The following is a 16,995-nucleotide window of genomic DNA, read 5'->3' on the forward strand; positions in this document are numbered from 1 at the left end:
TTGCCGGCAAAACGGACCGGCAGGCACGCGTGCCGGCCGTCATGATCCGGTGCAGGCGATGGAACCCTGTTCCAGCGGGGAGAACGCGCCGTCGGTGCGGACGATCATCACCTGGACGCAGGTCTGCCCGGAGGGGTTTGCCTTGACCTGGACCGGCGGCTGCGCCACTGACTGGAACTCGCCGCCACCGCCGATGGTATAGACACGCCATTTGTAGCTGTCGCCATCCTTGGGCTGCGGGTTCTTCCAGGTGAAGGCCACGTTGCCGTCACTGCCGGCGGCACCGGCCAGCCCTTCGACGTCTGGGACAGTTCCGTTATCCAGTGCGTCCGCGGGCGGCCTGGAGACCTGCTGGGTTTCCACCGCCTTGGGCGTCCCGCCTCCGGAGTTGGCCGCCACGATGCCCACCACCGCAGCAAGGGCCAGGATGGTGCCGCCGGCTATGGCGAGCCACAGGTTCCGCTTGCCGTGGTCCTGCTCCGGCGCTTCTTTGGGCCCTTCGGCCGGCCGGTCACTTGCCGCGGGCCTGTGGACGGTGGCGTCGGCAGAGCTGGTGTGTGCGTCCTCGGCGCCGTGGACCGGCGCCCCGTAGGCGGGCTGGGTGCCGCCGCCGCGCAGGACGGTGGACTGGGACCATTCGTGCGGGCCGTCGCCGTCCGTTGCCTCCTTGCCGAAGATGCTCCCGGGGACGCGGGCCTGCGTTGCCGCGTTCCGGCCTTCCGCCGCGGCGGGCGGCCAGGTCCCGGCGGCGGGGGCGGTGAAACACCACGGCGGCGCTCCGGCTTGGCTGCCGGGCCCCGCCGTGGTGTTTCCGGTACCGGAGCCTCCAGCCCCGGAGCCGGGAGCCTGCGGCCACGTGCGCGCCGGGAAGGTGGGGGCGCTGCCGGTCCGCTCCGGGTCGATCGACGCGATGCTCCGGACGCGGGTCTCCTCGGTGCCCTCGTCCGGGTGGTTCTCCTCCTGCTGAGGTTCTTCGAGGACCTCGAAGGGGGTGACGGAGAGGTTCAGCTCCGCCTGGATGCGCTGCAGGGCGAGGGCGAACGCGTGCGCGGAGGAATACCGTGACTGGGGCGATTTGGCCATGGCGGTGGCCAGGGCAAGCTCCAGGGATTCGGGCACGTCCGCGCGGCCCAGGCGCGGCAGCGCGGTGTTGCTGATGCGGTTGATCAGTTCGCGCTGGGAGTTGTCCGCGCCGGGCATCACGAACGGCGAGCGGCCGGCCAGGAGTGTGTAGAGCGTGGCACCGAGCGCCCAGACGTCCACCATGATGCCGTCCACGCTGCCGTCGCGGAACTGCTCGGGCGGGGACCACGGGATGGACATGCCGGAGTCGTCGTCGCTGTCACCGGCGAGCGTGCCGGAGATGCCGAAGTCGGTCAGGGCCGGGCGGTTGTAGTCCGTCACCAGGATGTTGGCGGGCTTGATGTCGCGGTGGGCAATTCCGGCGCGGTGGGCCGTTTCGACGGCGGAGGCCACCTGGATGCCGACGGCCAGTACCTCGTCCACGCTGAACCGCTGGCGGCGGTAGCGAACGTCCAGGCTGGGCCGGGAGCAGTACTCCATGGCCAGGTAGGAGTGCCCGTCATCCGTTACTTCCGCTTCGAAGATGGTGACGATGTAGGGGTGGGAGGACAGCTGGGCCATCAGGTTGGCCTCGGACTCGAAGCGGCGGCGGGCGCCCTCAGTCTTCAGGTCCGAGAGCAGCACCTTGACGGCCACTTTGCGGCGTGGCCTGTCCTGCTCGTAGAGGTAGACGTCGGAGAACCCGCCGGAACCGAGCAGGCTGATGTAAGTGAACCCCGGGATGTGGGGCGGCGGCGCTACGGGCCGTTTGGAACTCAAGGAATCTCCTCAAAACGCAGCGAGATGTTGTCGCCCAACTCGGCGATGTCACCGTCCAGCAGGATGGCCATCTCGTTCTGGGCCAGGCGCCGCGGGGGCTGCCCCTGCCGCACCAGGACTGTGCCGTTGGTTGCCTTGAGGTCGCACAGCATGACGTGCCAGCCTTCCAGCCGGACCTCTACATGGGACCTCGAGATGTCGCCGCTGGGGCTGGGCACCTGGACCAGGCGCGGCATGCCGCCGCCCTGGACCCGGGACACCGATGGCTGCCGGCCGATCACCAGGGACTGGTCAAGGTCCAGCAGTTCTCCGGTGGACAGGCGCATCCGGCCCAGGCGTGGGCGGCCCACCTGCACGGCGTCCTGGGGCAGCGACGCCCCGCACTCGGTGCAGGCCGAGCGGATGGGCGGGTTGGCATGGCCCTGCTGGCAGACCCGGGCCAACACCAGCGGACCGCTGGCCGGAACCGAACCGTCCGTGCCCGGCCCGCCGGAAGGCGTTTGTTGCCCGGCAGGTGCCTGCTGCCCGGTGGGGAGGCTGCTCTTCATGACCGTCTGGCCGTCATGGTCATCGTCAAAGTCGGTGGCCGACGGCCCCGCCCCGGGTGCCGGCGGGTAGCTGTCCGGCTGGGCTGTTCCCGGCTGTGGTGCCGGCGCGGGCGCTCCGAAAGCCGGTGGTGCTGCAGGCGGCGCGGTGGAAGCCGGTGCCGGGGTGAACGGCTCCGGAGCAGGTGCCTGGGCACTCCCCGCTCCCCCGGTCCGCCAAGGCACTGACTCGATGAGCAGTCCGGTGGCCGGCTTGGGCGCATCAGCGGGAGGCAGACCTGCACCGTACTGGACCCCCGCTCCGTCCGCTTCGTCGTGCGGTAGCGAAGGCTCCGGTGCCCGCTGTTCAGCAGCGTCCGCGTCGGCAGCGTCCGCGTCGGCTTCGATGGCCGCCTGCGGGGCCGCGGCCTCTAGGGCGGGTGCGGACTCGTGGTCGTCTTCGGCCGGTTCCTCGCGGACCGCAGCATCCTCGATGTTCCGCATGACCGTCCGCTCCCACAGGTGGTCATAGGAGCTGGTCAGGTCGATAGCCGCAGGCAGGTCAGCGGCCACCGGAACTGCCGCCCCTGGAGCATGGTCAGCGTCGCCATCCACGTCCGATCCCGTGGCCTCCGCTTCCGGGCCGCCAGTGTCACTGGAGACGTTGTCCGCTGTGCCGTCGTCGACGGAGCCATTTGCGGCAGGATCATCGTCAGCGGCGCCGGCTTCGCCTGCACCGGCCTGTTGCGCGCCGCCGTGACCGGCATATTCGCCGTCCTCGTCCAGGACGGCGTAGACGGTCTCGACGGAAACCTCTGCGTGGCCCGGTGTGACGGCAGTTTCCGGCAGTGCCTCATTTCCGGCGTCCGGAGCGCCGGGATCGGCAGCAGCATTACTGGCGCTGGCGGCCTCCGGGAGGACTTCAGCGGTACCGGACGAATCGACGGCAACAGCTGCCGCCGGAGTGTCCGCAACGGCAGAACCGGCCGCAATGTCCGCGGCGATCGGTTCAGCCGCCTGGGCCGTTGCCGCAACGGCAGCACCGTCAGGACCAGCGTCGGGGACGCTCCCGCCGTCCGGAACGGCAGCGGCACTTGGAGCTTCCAGCGCGCCCTGCCCGGCATCGGCGCCAAGGCGTATCGCCTGCAGCAGCACCATGCCCTCCCCCAGCCGGAGCTCGGGCTGTCCGGTTTCGCCTGCGCCCGGGATCATCAGGGTGCAGGCTCCGGGAACGGCAAAACTGCGTTCGCTCCAGGTGGTGACGTCGCGGCCGTTCAGGTCCGCGGGTCCCTCAGGTGTTTCGACAGAGAGTTCCAGGCCGCCCCGGAGGAACACCCGCAGCGGTCCTGTGAAGTCCAGGATGGCGAACGGCGGAATGCGGGACAGGTTGCCCCCGGCGCTGCCGGTGATGGCCTGCAGCACTTCGTAGACTTCGGTCTTCCCGGCAATGAGGTTCCACACGGAATCGGCGAGGGCTTGCGGCGTATCGGGTCCGAGGATGACCGCCGTGTGGGAGCGGACGATTCCCAGCCAAGTGCCGGGCACGTAGCTGGTGCCGGTCATCGCTGGACCTCCGTGCCGTCGTCGGGATCCTGGCCTGCAGCCGGTTCGTGCCCGGCCGCGTCTGCATGACCGGCCGCTTGTGCCTGCCCTGCGTTGTCCTCCTGTTGGGGAAGAGGCTGGGTTGTGGCCTGCACGGCTTGTCCGCGCGGCAGCGTTACCTCATCTTCAGCGGACGGATCCCGCCGCGGAGCGGTGGTGGCTGCGCCGGCGTCGTTCAGGACGTTGCGGGCGTCCACCACGATCACGGTGATGTTGTCGCGGCCGCCGCTGCGCAGCGCGGCCTGGATCAGGGCGTCGACGGCGTCCTGGGGATGGCCGGCAGTACTGAGGATGCGGTGGATGTGCTCGTCGGTCAGTTCGGAGGTGAGGCCGTCCGAGCAGACCATCACCCGGTCCCCTTCCTCTACCGGAAGCAGCCAGTAGTCCGCCTCGGTTTCGTCCCCAGTGCCCAGTGCCCTGGTGACCACATGGCGGCGGGGATGCACCGTGGCCTGCTGCGGCGTGATTTCGCCGGCGTCCACGAGTTCCTGGACTTCCGAGTGGTCCACGCTGATCTGTTCGAACCGGCCCTGGCTGAGGCGGTAGGTACGGGAGTCGCCGATGTTCATGACCAGCCAATACGGCATGCCCATCTGCTCCACCACCACGGCACCGGTGAGCGTGGTTCCCGCCCGGGCACCCGTGGCTTCCCGGATGGAGTTGTCCGCGCGCAGCAGGTACTGCTGCAGGACCGCTGCCGTGACGCTCCGGTCCCCCGTGGAGAGCTGCGGAATCGCTGCCAGGGTCCTGACGCACATGCCGCTGGCAATCTCGCCGGCCTCGTGGCCGCCCATGCCGTCGGCAACGGCGAAGACCGGATCCGACGCGATGAAGGAATCCTCATTCAGCTCGCGGCGGAGTCCCCGGTCCGTTCCGTAGCCGCAGTTGAGGCTCAGGCCCGGGCCCGGCTGTGTGGTGGAGGGAACACTGGCGGGCTGTTGGTTCATGCCTGTCCTAGGTAAAAGGTCCGGTCGCCAAAGTGGACGCTGGAACCGGGGGAAACGAAAGTGGGGACACCTGCCGCAAGGGGCGTACGGAGTCCGTCGGGCGTGGTCACGGCACTGCCGTTGGTGGAGTTCCGGTCGGTCACCCAGATGCCCGCACCGTCGGTCAGGACGTGCAGGTGGGTCTTGGAGATGGACCGTCCGGGGTCGTCGACGGCGAGGAGCTGGGCATGCTGTTCGCCCGCGGAGCCCACGGGGTTGCGGCCCACCAGCACGCTGCGGTCGAGCTGGAAGTCGCGGCCGTCGTCGAGCCTGATCCGCAGTACGGCGACAGGCGCCGGGCCGGCCGTGCCGGGACGCACCTGGGTGCGTTCGACGTCGTCGTCCGCGTGCGGCTGCCCCGGCGACTGCTGCCCGGCGAACTGCTGTCCCACGCCCGCTGGCGCGGGGAACTGTTGCCCGGCCTGCCATGCTGCGGGCGGTGCAGGAGCGGCCTCCGGCGCCGGAGTGCCCGGCGGTGCAAAGGACGCGGGCGAGGTGTAGGACACGGTCTGTGCTGGGATGGTCCGGCCGTCAGGCTGGATGGCCGGTGCCGGATGTGGGTGGACGGGCGCTGGGGCGACGGCCGCGGGTGCCGCGGGCGTCTGGTGGACCGGCTGCGGACCCTGCGCGGGCGCCTGGGGGGCGATGACCTGGGGCGCGCGGGCGCCCGCGACGGGCGAGAGCACCTGCTGGACGGGAGGCAGGTCCAGCGGCGCGAAGCTGTACGGGCCCTGGATGCCGCCCGTGGTGATCGGATCCCGGCCGGCCTTGACGTCGAAAACGAGCGTCTTGGCGGCGTTGTCGTGCCAGCCGCGCAGGCGCCCGCCCTTGTCCCAGGTATTGGAAACCACTACCAGCACGGCCCAAACGGCCGCCACCAGGAGCAGCGGCCCCAGGATGAAGAAGGCGGCGTCGAACCACTTGAAGACCACCACCAGGACGGCTCCAAGGAGTGTCAACAGGACACCTGCACCGGTCAGCAGTCCGCGCACGAACACCCCGCCGGCGCCGGGCGCGTAGCCGTCATTGTCGGTGCTGCGGATCCCCATCAGGAGGTTGCCGGGCGTTTTGCCCGTCCGGGCTTCGAGGCCTGTCAGCACGGCTGCGTAGACCAGGGTAATGCCCAGTCCAATGCCGCCGAACAGCACCAGGGAGGCGGTGTCGTAAATGATGAAGCCGCCGCTGCGGGTGCGGGTGATCCCTGCAAAGCCAATGGCAAACGTCACCACCAGGACCGCCACCGGGAACAGCCAGTCAACGACGGCAGCCCCGAGCCGCTTGCCCGCGGTTGCCGGGACAAGCTGAAGGTTTCCTGCCATTCCTGTTCCTCCCCCTGGCGCGGACGCCCCTGCCGGACCTGCAGTGCTCCCCTGCACCGCTGCCGCGTTCGCGATGCCCGCGGCAGAAGTTGCCTGGGGCATTTGTACTACCGGGATAGTACCGGGAATCGGCGGCCGTTGCGCGGCGACTGGCGCCGCCCGGACGCCCGTTCCCGGGTACGGTGCGGTGCCGGCGCCCGGCTGGGGTCCGTGGTTGGGCACCGGGTTCGGGCCCGCCAAGGGCCCGGGAGCCTGCTCCTGGTTGCGCAGGCTCCGTGCCGACCGGTTGGGCAGCGGCGCCCCGCATGAGGTGCAGAAAGCGGCGCCCGTGCGAATGGTCTGCTGGCAGCGCGGGCAGCGCTCGGCATTGGGGGTCACTGCGGTTTGGGTCCTTGCGTTGGGGGTTCTTCAGGGGAAGGTGCGCCGGTTCCGGCCGGTGGCGTACCGGGTCCGTCCGCGGACGGCCCGGCAGGCGGACGACGGCGGCCCGCGGCTTTCCCGAACGGCAGCGCCGGCAGGTTGAACCGGCGTCCGCCGCTGCCGGCGGTGTCCTTCGTGTTCAGGGCGGTGCGTGCGTCGGAAAGGAGCGACCGCGGTGAGAACCGGGCCTGCTGGCGGCGCCAGAAACCCACTGTGGCTGTCATTTCCTTCAGCGACCCATCCACGATGGTCCAGTACTCGCGCACCTCGTCCTCGCTGGGCTGCCCGGCCCCGAAGATCGAGGCGTCGGCACGCCGCGCCAACGTGGTGGTGGCGGACTGGCTGCCCGGGAATGCCTCGGCCAGGACCGCGGCGCTTTCCCGGCGCGTGGCCCGCGTATCAACGGCGGCACCCATGTCGGTGGCCAGGCTGACCACTTCACTCCACCCGCCGCCCACGCGCTGGGCCGGGTCACCCGCGCTGAAACGCGACTTCCGGCGTCGTGATTTCAACAACGCGACCAGCAGCAGCGGCAACGCGAGGATGGCCAGCGGGATGAGTGCCACGCCCAGGGCACTGAGCAGCGCACCCCAGAACAGCCAGGGGTTGTCCTTCTTCTGGTCAGCGTCCAGCGCATCCGGTGAGGAGTCCGGCGGAAGGTCTGCCGGTTCCTGCGGCGGGGGCGGCGGCTGCAGCACCTGCGGCTTGGGCTTGGACTTGTTCTCCGGGTCCGGCGGGATGGGAACGTTGTCCTTGGGCGGGGTGGGATCGAAGCTGACCCAGCCGACTCGTTCAAACGCGACTTCCACCCAGGCGTGGACGTTCTTACCGGTGATCTTGACCTCGCCGGCACCATTCTCGGGGCTGGTGGGGTCCGGGTAGAAGCCCATGACCACGCGGGACGGGATGCCCAGGTGGCGCAGCATCAGGGACATCGCCACGGCGTACTGTTCGTCGTCGCCCAGCATTTGCTTGGCCGTCAGCAGGTTGCGGATGCGTGCGGAGCCGTGGCCGGAGACGCTGGGGAGCTGCCCTTCACTGACCAGGCCGTTGCTGAAGGCGCCGGTCTTCTGGAAGTGGGCCTCGATCTGGCGGACCCGGTCGATGGCCGTCGGAGCGTCGGCGGACAGGTCGTTGGCCTGCGAACCGACCACCGGCGGAACTTCCAGCGGGTCCGGAAGCGAGACCTGCGCAAAGTCGTACTGCGTCAGCTGGCCATGCTCGAGTTTCACGGGATCCGATACCTGGACGGTGTAGGAGTCGCCCCGGTTCAGCCCGTTGGTGGTGACGGCGGTGTCCGTGCCGGAGTTGAAGTACAGGCCGGATGCCGCCTGGGAGCCGCCCTGGTCAAAGCTGATGCCGGTGGTCTTCCGGCCGCCGGGGACGAAGTATCCCTGGTAGTCCTCGATGTTGATGTCGATGGCGTAATCGTTCGTGGGGACCACGCTTGAGGTGTCCGCCAGCGTATTGATGGACTCGGCATCGCCCACCTTGCTGAAGTTGCCCGAACCGTTGGGGTCCATGTTGTAGTTGGTCCCGTTGAAGGCGTCCAGGGCTCCCAGCCGTACCCTGCCGTCGCGGGGAAGCCCCTTGACGACGAACAGGGTGTCGTCCTTCTTGTCCTTGACGTAGGTGCGGAAACTGGCCAGCGGGGTGACGTAGTCCTTGGGATCGAACGGCGGGACCACCACGTTGCGGAGGACCTTGCGTTCGTTTCCGGCAGTAACCAGCGGCGCGGACAGGGCCGTGACGCCTACGCTGACGGCGATGACGCCGGCGGCCATGCCCAGGCGGCGCAGGGAGGCTTTCCGGGCCGTGGCGGTATCAGCCTGCGGGTTGTTGACGGAGACCCGCCGGGTGGAGGACCTGCGGAGGGCGTCGCGGCGGAAGGTTGCCCAGGCGATGCCCAAAACAGTCAGGCCGATACCGCGTTCAACCGTGAGGAAGGCGGCGTTGGTGCTGAACGCGATGCCCGTGACGAAGAGGAGCAAAACCGGGATCAGCGGCAGGTAGGGGCTGCGCACCCGCCAGGTCAGCACGGCTGCCACGAGTGCCATGATCATCGAGCTCAGGAACGGGACGATCAGCACGCCGTTGGCGGACCCCACCGGGACGCCCACGGTGAGCATGTCCTTCCAGGCGAACACGACACCCAACAGAAGCGTGCGGAGCGAGTCCAGGGTGGGCACAAAGCCGGCGATGGCGGCGTCCGGAACTGCCAGAAGGGTGCCGAAGAGCAGGTAGGCGCCCAGTGCCAAGGCCGTGGTGACGAGCAGTCCGAGGCGCAGGTGCGCGTTGAGTACACCGATGGCCAGACCCAGGATGATGCCGCCGAAGCCGGACAGCAGGTAGTACGGGTCGCCGCCGAAGCTCAGCCCGAAACCGAGCAGTCCCAGCCCCAGGAGGACGGTGAGGGCACCGGCGTCGAGGGCGAAATGCCAGGCCGGCTGCCCGTTGCCGAACGGGCTGCCTTGGCTGCTCAAGGGTTTCCGGGCGGATCCGCTTCTGGGGCGGAGGCCAGGTGCGGAGGTCATGCTGCCGCCTTTCGGAGGACGATGCCGAGGTCGGCGAGGTCGCCAACAGTCAGCACGGTGAGGTCTGCGATGTTGGCCCTGCTGGACGCGGCCCCGGCCTCGATCCGTACGGCGAGGCTGCGGACGCCCGGCGGAACGGAGGCCGCGGAGGAGCGCAACTGGGTGGCTGTCACGTTACTGCCCACCACGAAGAACACCACGGAGGCGTTGGGGACGGTGTCTGCCAAAGTGCGGGCGAGGTCGACGGCGGTGCGGCGCATCGGGGCGCCGACGATCCGGGTCATGTCATCGAGCATGTTGCGGCCGGTTTCGCAGCGCAGCGGCCCCTTTTGCGTCAGGACGTCCAGCTCGCGCTGCTCGCGGATGGCCTGGCGGCCGATCGAGGCGGCCGCAGAGATGGCCATCTCGAATTCGTCCTCGGAGGCGTATTCCTCCGTGTTGATGGACAGGGCGATGGCGAGGTGGGCCCGACGGGTTTCCTCGAACTGGCGGACCATCAGCTTGTTGGTCCGCGCAGTTGTCTTCCAGTGGATGTGGCGCCGGTCATCCCCCGGGACGTAGTCGCGGAGGGCGTGGAATGAGACGTCGGCACTGGACAGCTCAGTGGTGGGCATACCCTCGAGGTCGCGGATGAAGCCGGCGGCAGAGCCTGCCAGGGGCACCGTGCGCGGGTGGACGAAGAGGTCCTCGGGCTCGGTCCACAGGACCTGCCGGCGCAGCAGGTGCAGCGGATCGGCGCGGACGGAACGGACCGGCCCAACCACAATGACGGCGCGGCGCGCGGTGGGAATGGTGAAGAGGTCTTCATGCACCTGCTGGGGCTTCATGCGGGGTAGGTGGAAGACTGCGGTGACTCCGCCAACGGGCAATTCGACCGATGCGGGCAGCAGCGGCCGGCTGGACGTGTTGGTGACGGCGATGCTTCCCACTGCGCTGTCCCCCACCGCCACGCGGGTCCGGGCCAGGTCCAGGACAACCCCGTAGGTGGAGCGGCCAAGGATAAAGCCAAGGGCGATGAGGAACATGACGAAGGCCGCCACGGCGGCGGCCTTCGCTTCCTGCCAGCCGTAGGCCGAACCAGCCCACCAAAGCAGGATCGTGGCGGCAAGGACCGACCATCCCAGCACGCTGACCACGGAAAGTACCGGCCATACGTGGGTGAGCCACGCCTTCCGGACGGTGCGCCAGGCCGGTTCCAGGGCGAGGCCTGCGGTGGAGCTCGCCTCGGCCCAGACCGCCGACGGGTGCAGGCGGGTGGGCCTGCCGTCCCGGTGGAAGGGTTGCTTGAGACGCTCCGTGAGCCGGGTCAGCGGGGTGCCGGTGGACATATGTGTGCCTTCGTTGTTGCTGGAAGTGGAGGACGTGCCGGGCTTGCGGGTCAGGCGTTGGTGCGCTGCTGCGGGGCCGCCACGTCGGCGAGGATCCGCGCCAGCACGGCCTCGGGCGTCGCTCCGGAGAACTCGGCTTCGGGGTCCATCACGAAGCGGTGGGTCCACACCACCGGGGCGAGTTCCTTGATGTCGTCCGGCAGCACGAAGTTGCGGCCCTGCGAGGCTGCCCAGACCTTCGCGGCGCGGACCATAGCGAGGGCGCCGCGGACCGAGACTCCCAGCCGGGTTTCCGGGGCGCTGCGGGTTTCCTCACACAGCCTGGAGATGTACTCCAGCACTGCGGTGTCCACGTGTCCGGTGGCGGCAAGGTCGGCCATGTCGGCCACGGCCTGGGTGGTGATGACGGCGGACAGTTCCTGCGAGCGGTCCTTGAGGTTGGAGCCGCCCAGCAGCCGGACCGTTGAGGCGTGGTCCGGGTAGCCGATGGACGTCTTAATCAGGAAGCGGTCCAGCTGTGCTTCCGGCAGGCGGTACGTGCCGGCCTGCTCGATCGGGTTCTGCGTGGCCATCACCATGAAGGGGCGGCCCGCCGAATAGGTGACGCCGTCCACGGTGACCCTGGATTCTTCCATGACCTCGAGAAGCGCGGACTGGGTCTTCGGCGACGCACGGTTGATTTCGTCGGCGAGGACGATGTTGTTGAAGATGGGCCCCTTGTGGAACTCGAACTTCTGGGTCTTCTGGTCGTAGATGGTCACGCCGGTGACGTCCGAGGGAAGGAGGTCCGGGGTGAACTGGATGCGGTTGTTGGAGCCCTGGACGGTGGCGGCCAGCGCGCGGGCCAGGGAGGTCTTACCCGTTCCGGGGGCGTCCTCGAACAGTACGTGGCCCTCGGCCAGCATCGCGGTGAAGGTCAGCCGGATGACGTGTTCCTTACCCAGCACCGCCTGCCCCACATTGGCAACGAGCTTTTCGAACGTATCGGCAAACCACGCGGCCTGCTCGTTGGTCATCGTCATGGGGTGGTTCTTCCTTTTCTTGGTTCCAAGGGTGGGTTTCAGTCTGGGGCGGGACCCGGATATCCGGGTCCCGCCCCATGGGTTTGCTGCTGGGCTAGCGGTTTTGCATCCCGTTGGGCGGGTTGCAGCCGAGGCTGGAGGTATCGCAGCGGAGCCAGTTGCCGGCCGCCGGGCCGGACGTCAGGTGGTACCAGATGCCGGTCGGATTGTTCGACGTCTTGTACCAGACCTGGTACCGGTCCGTCTGGGATCCGACGTTCGCATCCAGCCACTTGCCTTCACCCACGCACGACGACGGGTTGCCGGCACGGAAGCTGTCCGTTCCCTTGCGGGGCTCGGTGCAGCTGCGGACAGGGGTGGCCGTGATGCCCCACGAGGTGGGCACGGGGGGTGGCGGTTCGGCGCCGCTGCGGGACGTGTCGCTGCCGATCCGGCCCGGCTGGCCGCCACTGATGGCCCGCACGCGAAGTTGGACAGTCTCGCTGTAGCCGACCGTCTTCGAGAAGGACCGCTGGTTGGTGTCCTGCCATCCGCCGCCGTCCAGGCTGTACTGGTAGCCCGTGACAGCGCGGCCATTGCCGTCCGGCTGGTTCCAGGTCCACGACACCGTCTTGTCGCCCACGCCGCTGCTCTTGCTGCCGTTCACGTTCGGTGCAAAGGCCAGGCCATATGGATTGACCTGGTTGGACGGCGCGCTGGCATCACCGGCGGTGGAGCTGCGCGAGGAAACGGCCCAGACCACCACCGAGGTAGGCGTGCCATTTGCGGCGGCGACAGTTCCGCCACCGGCAGCGATGTTGCCGCTGCCCCCGCCGGAAGTCAGCGAGTACTTGTACGTGATCTCCTGCGCGGTGGAGCCATTGCGCTGGGCATCAGACAGGGGCGTGAACCGGATGTCGATCTTCCCGCCTGCCCCGCCGGTGTCCACCAACGTCGCCGTCGGAGTGCTCACGATGCCGGGCTTGCCTACCGCCCGGATCGCCGCCGACTGGCCACTGGTGGCGCTGGTTCCAGCCTTGTTGGTGGCTGAAACCGTGAAGGTGTAATTGGCCTCGGAATTGTCCACTGTCACGTTTTGCGAGGTGCCGGCCACCTGCTGGGTGGCCACCGCCGCTCCGCCCCGGAGGGTGGTGAGGGTGTAGGCCGAGACGGCGTCGCCGTTGTTGTTCGGCGCAGCCCAGCTGACCTTCAGCTGGCTCTGCGAACCCAGGGATGCTGCCTGGGCAGCGGTGGGTGCGGCCGGGGTGGCCGGCACACCTGCCGGAACTTCAGCCGCAGAGTACGGGCTCCACTCGGAGGGTTCCTTGGCGTCATTCCGCGCCAGGACCCGCACCTTGTAGGACACGCCGTTCTGCAGTCCCTTCCAGACATAGCTGACAGCGGTCAGGTTCTGGATCTGGGCGTTCTGCCCCGCGGGTGGCGGCGAGATCTCCAGGTCGTAGGACTTCACCGGCGAACCCTTGCTGGCAGGAGCTGTCCAGTTGATGGACAGTTCCTTGTCGCCGAACTTCAGCGACGGCGCCAGCGGGGTATCCGGCTTAACGTCGGGCCGGACCTCGGCCGAGGGCGGCGACTTGTCGGAGTCGCCGAACTCGTTGGTGGCGGTGACCTGGAAGTGGTACTTCGTGTTGTTGACCAGCCCGTTCAGTGTGCAGGTATTGGCCGGGCAGTCCTGCTGGAACCCGCCCTCGCCATACACGGTGTACTTGGTGATGGGTGAGCCGCGGTCGGCAGGTGCCGTCCAGGTCAGCAGAGCGGTCCGGTCCCCCACGCTCTGGGCCTGCGGCGTGGCGGGGGCCGCCGGTTCGTCCTTGACCGTGAGCCGGACACGTGCGGTTGCATGCCGTGAAGCGTCCTGGGTCTTGTCCTCCACGGTGTAGGTGACCACCATGGTGCCGGTGAAGCCGGGAGCGGGTGTCACCGTCACCGAGTCGCCGTTGACTTCCACGTTGCCGCTGCCGGTCTCGGTGGCGGCGGCAATGATCTTCAACGGCGTCTCGGGGAACGGGTTGGCATCGTTGGCCAGAACGTTGATAGTCACCGGCTTGCCGGCCGCGGCGTTCGGTTCAACGTCGTCATTCGCTACCGGTTTGGGCCGGTTGGATGCCGTCACTGACAACTGGAACGTGGCAGTGGCTTCAAGACCCCGCGGGTCCCTGGCCTTGACCTGCACGGCACCGGCGGTGCCGGCCCGGCTGGAGTCCGCTGCGGAGACTTTGAGGTTCTTGCCGTCCACGCTCACGGTGAATCCGGCCGGCGTGCCGTCCAGAAGTTCGTACTTCATGTTGTCGACATCGTCCCCGTCGGGGTCAGAGGTCAGCCTCCCCAGGTCGATGCTCGCCGAGTCGCCCATGGGCACTTCGACGTTCGCGCCCAGGAGCTCGGGCGGGTTGTTCTTGTTGGGGTCCGGGAGAACCTTGGTGCGGATGCTGAGCGTTGACTTCAGGCCGGCGGGATCGTCCGGCCCGGTTCCGTCGGTTACTTCGAAGGTCAGCGAACCCGGACCCACATAATCGGTGCCTGCGGTGTACTTCAGCCCCGTGCCGTCACCGGTGACGGGGTCGCTGCCGTCGGCCCCGATGAGCTTGATCCGGTCCGCCTGTGTCAGGCGCGGTGAGCGGCCGTCCCGGACCTTGACCCATTCATCCAGGGCGACGTTGACGGACTGGCCCGCCACCACTTCCAGGACCTCGTCCTTGGCCAGCGTGGGAACCTGCTGGCCGAGGCCGGGCACCCAGATGATGGCGGTGGACTTCTGCCCGTCCACGTCCTCCACGGTGTACGGGATGAGCTGCGGCTGCTCGGTGAGGTCAACGATCATGTTGCCGTCGGTGCCGGGCCGGGCGGTGGTTGCCTCGGTGCTGATCTTGAGGTTCTCGCCCACGCCGTCGGGGTCTTCGTCGTTTTTCAGCACGGGAACGTCCACGGCGGTCTTTCCCATGGTCTGGGCCGACGTCACGCGGTCGTCACGGGCGATGGGTGCCTTGAGCGGAACTTCCGGGTCCACCACCACTCGGATGGTGGCCTGCGCCCGGGCATCCCGGTCATCGGCCACGGTGTACCGGACGTTGACGGTCCCGGCCTCGTTGGGAGCGGTCAGGATGACCCGTCCGCTGGTCTTGCTGACGGTGGCCTGGAGGGCAGGATCAGCCTCGATGCCGTCGGTGAGGATGCGGATCTGGTCGCCGTCGGGATCGGTGTCGTTGCCGGTGGCGTCGACGGCGATCTGGCGGCCGGGGCGGACCCGCACCTCGTCGTCCACGGGAGTGGGATTCTGGTTGATTTCACCGCGCGGTGCGATGCCGACGGTTACGGTGCCGGTATTGACGGCACCCTGCCGGTCCACCACCTTGTAGCGGAAGGTATCGGTCCCGGCGCCGTCACCGGCAGCCGTGAAGTCAATGAAGTTGCTGCCTACCGTCGCCGTACCCATGGCAGGAGTGCTGTCGATGCCGGTGAGCTGGACCGAGTCGCCGTCGGGATCGATGCCGTCCAGCGGAACCGGAATGCGGACGGTGCCGGCCGCCACCACGCGGGCCGTGAGGTTACGCGGCTGGGGGCGGGAATTCTCCGCCCCTTCCAGCGGGAGGATGTGGATGGTGACGGCGGCGGCACTCTTTTGGCCCTGCGGGTCCACCGCGTTGTAGATGGCGCGGACCGTCTTGGGCTGGCTGCCAGCGATGAACCGGACGGTGTCTTCCGAGACGAAGCTCTTGCCGTCAACCGGGTCCACGCCTTGCGGCAGGACCGGATCAACGGTCAGTTCCTGGCCCTGCGGGTGAGTGTCGTTGTCCAGGACGGGAATGGTGACGACGTCGTTGACGCGGACGTTCACCTCGTCCGGCTTGGGCTGCGGTGCTTCTACCACGGCAGGTGCCGGGACGGGTACCACGGAGACGGAACCGGTGGCCGACTTCTTGCCGTTGGACATGGTGTATTCGAAGAGGAGCGGGTCCTTGGTTCCGAGGATGTCCGTGATGCGCAGGACGCTGTGGTTGATCACGCTGACCGAGATGGTGGCGTTCTCCGGAAGCTTCACGGATTGCAGCACCAGGACTCCGCCGGAGGGGTCGGAATCGTTGGCCAGCGGGTCCAGCAGGACGCTGCCGCCGGTGGGCATCAGGGCGACGTCGTGGACGGCAACGGGGTCGCCGGGGTCGTCACCGGATTCGACGTCCACTCGGATCAGTCCCTGGCTGCTCTGCGGGCCGTTGCTGGCGATGTATGTGAGGTAGACGGGGCCCGGGGTGGTGCTGCGGAACGTGAAGGTTCCGCCGTCTGTCACGGGGCCCAGATCCGCGGGGCCGTTGGCTTCCACCTGGGCGAGGCGGAGGGCGCCGCCGTTGGGGTCCACGTCATTCTTCAGCGGCGAGATCACCAGGTCCTGGCCCACCACGGCTGTGACATGGTCAGCGTTGACCACGGGCGCGAGGGCGCCGGGTGGCTGGACGTTGATGACCACCTTGCCGGTGACGGTGTCGCGGCCGTCCCAGATGGTCACCTCAACGTTCTTCTTACCGGAGGTGGCACCGGAGTCCTGGAAAGTGAGCAGGCCGTCGCGGCGGACCTTCACCTGGTCCTGGTCGTTGTCGGCCTTGGCGTCAAGGAGCACCAGGTCGTCGCCGTCGGGGTCCACCCAGTCCGTCAGGATGTTCTGGCTCACGGTCTTTCCCTGTTCCACCAGCATGGTGGTGTTCTCGCCGCGTTTGAACTGCGGTGGCTTGTTCTGGTCCGGACCCACCACATTGAGGGTGACCTGTCCCGTGGCGGAGAGGCCGCGGCCATCGGACGCCGAGTAGCTGAACGTTTCCGTGCCGGGCCTGGCGTCGGCCGGCACGGAGATCTGGAAGGCGGTGCCGCCGTAGATGTTTTCCAGCGTCCCTGCCTTTGGCGGGTTGCCCTGGAGCCCGGCGGTGAGGACGTCGCCGTCGGGATCGGAATCGTTGTCCAGGACGCTCAGGATGGTGGTGCGGCCCGGACGGACGCCGACGACGTCGGGCTTGGTTTCCGGCGGACGGTTCGGTTTGGTGCGGTCCGGCAACACATTGATGGTGTTGATGTCCGCGGATTCCTGGTCCTGCTCGTCGGATTCGTTCTTGGGGGGAACAACGTCGTCCCAGTTGTTGACGAGCTGCATGTTCTGGTTCACCAGCCACACATTCCCGGAATTCACATCATTGAGAACCACCAGGTCCCGGTTCACCCGAAACACATACGACGGCGACGCACTCGCCTTGGGCACATCCACGTTCTTATCATCAGCATCATCCACACAATCACGGACATACTTATTCGCCCCCGACCACGCAGCATGCACACACCCACCCAACTGCACCGGAGCCGCAGGAACACCCTCACCACCAAACGACACCGTCTTCGCCGTCCCACCATCCAACGGCTGCTTCAACAACACCTTCT

At 68.1% G+C, this 16,995-nt stretch carries 8 protein-coding genes and 1 pseudogene; all 9 read right to left on the reverse strand.

Going from position 1 to position 16,995, the window contains the following annotated elements:
* Positions 1-39 precede the first annotated feature (39 nt).
* A complete protein-coding gene (locus AC1DBN_RS14880; RefSeq protein WP_477723530.1) occupies positions 40-1,842 on the reverse strand; it encodes a serine/threonine-protein kinase in 1,803 nt (600 codons plus the stop codon).
* Positions 1,839-3,929: an FHA domain-containing protein gene (locus AC1DBN_RS14885; RefSeq protein ID WP_477723531.1), complete on the reverse strand. Its 2,091-nt coding sequence runs from the start codon at positions 3,927-3,929 to the stop codon at positions 1,839-1,841. Before AC1DBN_RS14885 ends, AC1DBN_RS14880 begins: the two co-directional genes overlap by 4 nt.
* Positions 3,926-4,915: a PP2C family protein-serine/threonine phosphatase gene (locus tag AC1DBN_RS14890; protein WP_477723532.1), complete on the reverse strand. Its 990-nt coding sequence runs from the start codon at positions 4,913-4,915 to the stop codon at positions 3,926-3,928. The genes AC1DBN_RS14885 and AC1DBN_RS14890 overlap by 4 nt, the downstream gene beginning before the upstream one ends.
* Positions 4,912-6,273 (reverse strand): RDD family protein, encoded by a 1,362-nt coding sequence (locus AC1DBN_RS14895; protein WP_477723537.1) that lies wholly within the window; start codon positions 6,271-6,273, stop codon positions 4,912-4,914. Before AC1DBN_RS14895 ends, AC1DBN_RS14890 begins: the two co-directional genes overlap by 4 nt.
* 321 nt (positions 6,274-6,594) lie before the next feature.
* A pseudogene (locus AC1DBN_RS14900) lies at positions 6,595-6,651 on the reverse strand (hypothetical protein); the annotation flags it as partial.
* On the reverse strand, positions 6,648-9,227 hold the full coding sequence (locus AC1DBN_RS14905) for a transglutaminase-like domain-containing protein (protein ID WP_477723533.1): 2,580 nt from the start codon (positions 9,225-9,227) through the stop codon (positions 6,648-6,650). The gene AC1DBN_RS14905 and the pseudogene AC1DBN_RS14900, both read right to left, overlap by 4 nt.
* Entirely contained in the window at positions 9,224-10,555 is a 1,332-nt protein-coding gene (locus tag AC1DBN_RS14910) for a DUF58 domain-containing protein (protein WP_091719123.1), read from the reverse strand. Before AC1DBN_RS14910 ends, AC1DBN_RS14905 begins: the two co-directional genes overlap by 4 nt.
* 50 nt (positions 10,556-10,605) lie before the next feature.
* On the reverse strand, positions 10,606-11,577 hold the full coding sequence (locus AC1DBN_RS14915; RefSeq protein WP_091719121.1) for an AAA family ATPase: 972 nt from the start codon (positions 11,575-11,577) through the stop codon (positions 10,606-10,608).
* A 94-nt stretch (positions 11,578-11,671) separates the two neighbouring features.
* Positions 11,672-16,995, reverse strand: a 5,324-nt coding sequence (locus AC1DBN_RS14920; RefSeq protein ID WP_477723534.1) for an Ig-like domain-containing protein, incomplete at its 5' end; no start/stop codon positions are given.

This window comes from Pseudarthrobacter sp. 10T415, assembly GCF_056394175.1.